Below are 3,131 nucleotides of genomic sequence, written 5' to 3'. Positions count from 1 at the left end.
AAGACCCCTTGAAGACGACGAGGTAGATAGGGCAGAGGTGGAAGTGTGGTAACACATGGAGCTGACTGTTACTAATAGGTCGAGGGCATAACCAAAGCAGTGATAGGTTTGGATGATGATGTTGGTTTTGACTGTATGTAGTTTTGAAGGTACATAACCTTTAATTAAATATTCCTCCTTAGCTCAGTCGGTAGAGCATTCGGCTGTTAACCGAAGTGTCGTTGGTTCAAGTCCAACAGGGGGAGCTTGAAGATCTTGCAGAAATGTAAGATCTTTTTATTCTCTGATTATCGGATCAGGAGTAGGAACTAAGAAGTTCAATTTGTCGAATTATTTGAAAAGTTTCAAAAATTAAAAAAATATCAAAAAAGTACTTGCCAAACGATGATTTATATGATATGATTATAATCGCTGTTGAGGAAGTTGACAGACAAAGTATGGCCCCGTGGTCAAGCGGTTAAGACATCGCCCTTTCACGGCGGTAACACGGGTTCGATTCCCGTCGGGGTCATTTATGCCGATGTGGCTCAATTGGCAGAGCAGCTGATTTGTAATCAGCAGGTTATCGGTTCGAGTCCGATCATCGGCTTGTTCTTAGGAACATAAATAATCAATTGGACCTTTAGCTCAGTTGGTTAGAGCAACCGGCTCATAACCGGTCGGTCCTGGGTTCGAGTCCCCGAAGGTCCACTTAGCTAGACTGCTTGGAAGTAGTAAGGGGCAGCGAGCTGACAATTAAATATTTGGCCCAGTGGCTCAGTTGGTTAGAGCGCCGCCCTGTCACGGCGGAGGTCGAGAGTTCGAGTCTCTTCTGGGTCGTTCAAGATGCGAAAGTATTTTGAGGAATGCCGCAGTGGCGGAACTGGCAGACGCCCGGGACTTAAAATCCCGTGGGTAGTGATACCCGTACCGGTTCGATTCCGGTCTGCGGCATTAGTAAAAAGTAGGAGAAACGTTGAATTTATAGCGTTTCTCTTATTTTTTTGTTTTAAAATGTTTGAACACCTCTGAACACTTTATGATGAAATACCAAGATTCTGAAAAGCAAGCCTATCGTTCTTCCTCTTATTGACATTCCGCAAGTAATGCAATGTTGTAGCTGTTTCACTATGTCCCATTAAATAACTAAGGGTTGTAAGATTATTTCCGTCAAAAGCTGTTGAAGCATTGTAAAAGCGGATTTTATGACTGGAATGATAAGGAACACCGGCTTCTTTACAATATTTCTTCAAACGGCGATTAAAGCTGTCTGTTGTCATAATCTCACCGTTAGGTTCAAAAACATATATTCCATTTGGATTTAATTCCTTTGCTTTGTGAAGAATTTTAAGTGCTTCGTCTGTAAGGAACTGTTTACGGAATCCATGAGAAGTATTTCCTTTCATTTGATTTACTACGTCACTTTGTACTTCTACTGGCTTATAGGTAAACTGTTTGAAATTCACATCAGAGACAGGATTATGAGATATAATTTCTTCTTCAATCGCATAACTCATGATTCCATTCAGAACAGAACGTGCATTACTGACTCGCTTATGCGTGAACTGTCGGTCTTTTGTAGCTTCTCTGAAAAAGCGGATAAGCGTGATTGGTTTGATTTCGCCTATCTTCATTTTAACAAGTTCTGTATCTTTGAAAAATCTATTCCATTCAGATACATATTCTTGAATTGTCTTTGCTTTTACGGAAGTATAGTCTCTTTTATACAAAAGCCATTCAGCGTATAATTCTTCCAGTGTGACATTCTGACGGTTTTCAGCTTTCTGCTTTTCGATATAAAATCTGATGATTTCTTTTTCAAGGTTCTCTTTACTCTTCCTCTTAACAGGACGGCGTTTGTTAGGTTTGGTTTCGTCGGGTAAATAAGTACGCCAGCTTTTTTCTGATTCCGAGTAATAAATTTCATATTTGTGATTCTTCAAGATTTTTTTATTTGCCATAATTTTAAAATCTTTGAAGACTTCATCTGTGGTCATGTTAGCACAGGTGGCTAACGTATTCAATAATGTTATATCTGAAAACGTAACGGGATTATCCATAAGATTCCCCCTTTACGCAAGGATTTTCTTTTTTAATTTTGATGTAGATAACACTGCTGTCCTTTAAGCATGAACCAGTAGATAAGAAAGCGTTGGTATCGTAAATTTGCCTTGTGTATTCTTTCTGAAAGACGATATTTTCTTTTTGTAAGTCATGTAAAATGTCTTCGGTCAGCATGACTTTTGTTTCGTGTGGAACTTTCAGATTTTGAGATTTAAAAAAGGCTTTTTTCTTATGTTCTTTCAAATCAAGGTCTTTTCCAAAATACTTGCTAAGATAACGACCTCTGTTTTCTTTGCTGTCTACATCAATGCGATTGATTTTAATAAATCCATGTGACCATAAATTCTGTAATTTTTCTTTTGCTATATACGGAAAATTGGTCCTATGTCAAGAAAAAGTACAAATTAAATGTAACCAATTTTCCTTTTTTGTAATTGTTAACTCGCTAAGTTTGTTACGTCCGTTTCCAAGTTTTTCAGATATTGTTCCTCATATTCATTTGGAGACAAATATCCACAATGAGTAAAAGCCACGTTATGGGATTAACTACGGATGTTGAAACAGCAAATAAGACAAAACAGTCGAAAGTGGTTGTGGATACATCTCAGCCGATCTCAATACAACCGAAGAATCAGACAGACCTTGATGTATTGATAAAACTGGATTTGATAGATAGTGAAGACATGGAAGAAGTGTCAGAATTTCTTGATAAACTGTTGGCACAGGAGAAATATGAGGGACGGAGAGAATCAAACGTTAAATATGTCGTTGAGTAGAAAATGCTTCTCAGCCGACCACTTGCCCAGTCGACCCGCCGCCCTGTTAGGAACCGTCGCACTGGGCATCCTTGCGGAACGTTAGTTTGCGAAAATACGAACAAAAGAATATAAGGAATAAAGTGATAAATGGGTATGCGGAAATAAAAAACATTCGCATACCTTTTTAATTGAATATTTTATAAAATGGAATTATACTGTGAATAGTATGAAAGAGATAATCTTAATTTGGCTTTGAAGTATTTATAAAGAAGAGGGTTAAGTATGATACACTTTGAAGTATTTATAAAGAAGAGGGTTAAGTATGATACA

Annotated in this window: 3 protein-coding genes, 6 tRNA genes and 1 rRNA gene; 8 read left to right on the top strand and 2 right to left on the bottom strand. The window is 37.9% G+C overall.

Features of this window, described 5'->3' with window-relative positions:
- The 7 genes from DXB52_RS15135 to DXB52_RS15105 form a co-directional block, all read left to right on the top strand.
- Positions 1-95 (top strand): 23S ribosomal RNA (locus DXB52_RS15135); the annotation flags it as partial.
- 77 nt (positions 96-172) lie between these two features.
- Positions 173-245: transfer RNA gene (locus tag DXB52_RS15130), tRNA-Asn, on the top strand.
- Positions 246-439: 194 nt separating this feature from the next.
- A tRNA-Glu gene (locus tag DXB52_RS15125) sits at positions 440-511 on the top strand.
- 5 nt (positions 512-516) lie between these two features.
- Positions 517-589: transfer RNA gene (locus DXB52_RS15120), tRNA-Thr, on the top strand.
- Positions 590-616: 27 nt separating this feature from the next.
- Positions 617-690 (top strand) — tRNA-Ile (locus DXB52_RS15115).
- Between the two features lie 55 nt (positions 691-745).
- A tRNA-Asp gene (locus tag DXB52_RS15110) sits at positions 746-819 on the top strand.
- A 28-nt stretch (positions 820-847) separates the two neighbouring features.
- A tRNA-Leu gene (locus DXB52_RS15105) sits at positions 848-933 on the top strand.
- Positions 934-1,016: 83 nt separating this feature from the next.
- On the opposite strand, the gene DXB52_RS15100 is transcribed toward DXB52_RS15105, so the two are convergent.
- Entirely contained in the window at positions 1,017-1,940 is a 924-nt protein-coding gene (locus DXB52_RS15100) for a tyrosine-type recombinase/integrase (protein ID WP_270371000.1), read from the bottom strand.
- Between the two features lie 91 nt (positions 1,941-2,031).
- Positions 2,032-2,286 (bottom strand): hypothetical protein, encoded by a 255-nt coding sequence (locus DXB52_RS15095; protein ID WP_227189790.1) that lies wholly within the window; start codon positions 2,284-2,286, stop codon positions 2,032-2,034.
- 275 nt (positions 2,287-2,561) lie between these two features.
- Here DXB52_RS15095 and DXB52_RS15090 point away from each other — a divergent pair, with 275 nt between their 5' ends.
- The gene (locus tag DXB52_RS15090) at positions 2,562-2,819 is read left to right on the top strand and encodes a hypothetical protein (protein WP_270370998.1); all 258 of its coding nucleotides are present in this window, start codon (positions 2,562-2,564) and stop codon (positions 2,817-2,819) included.
- The last annotated feature ends 312 nt before the right edge of the window (positions 2,820-3,131 follow it).

Origin of the sequence: Ruminococcus sp. OM04-4AA, from assembly GCF_003462585.1 — a bacterium.
Taxonomy (GTDB): domain Bacteria; phylum Bacillota; class Clostridia; order Lachnospirales; family Lachnospiraceae; genus Mediterraneibacter; species Mediterraneibacter faecis.
Note: the sequence above shows the minus strand (reverse complement) of the source record. Positions and strands in the feature narration are given on the sequence as shown.

Bases quoted from the DNA above. Each gene is read 5' to 3' on its own strand.
- DXB52_RS15090 (WP_270370998.1), top strand. From the start codon at position 2,562: ATGAGTAAAAGCCACGTTATGGGATTAACTACGGATGTTGAAACAGCA.
- DXB52_RS15100 (WP_270371000.1), bottom strand. From the start codon at position 1,940: ATGGCAAATAAAAAAATCTTGAAGAATCACAAATATGAAATTTATTAC.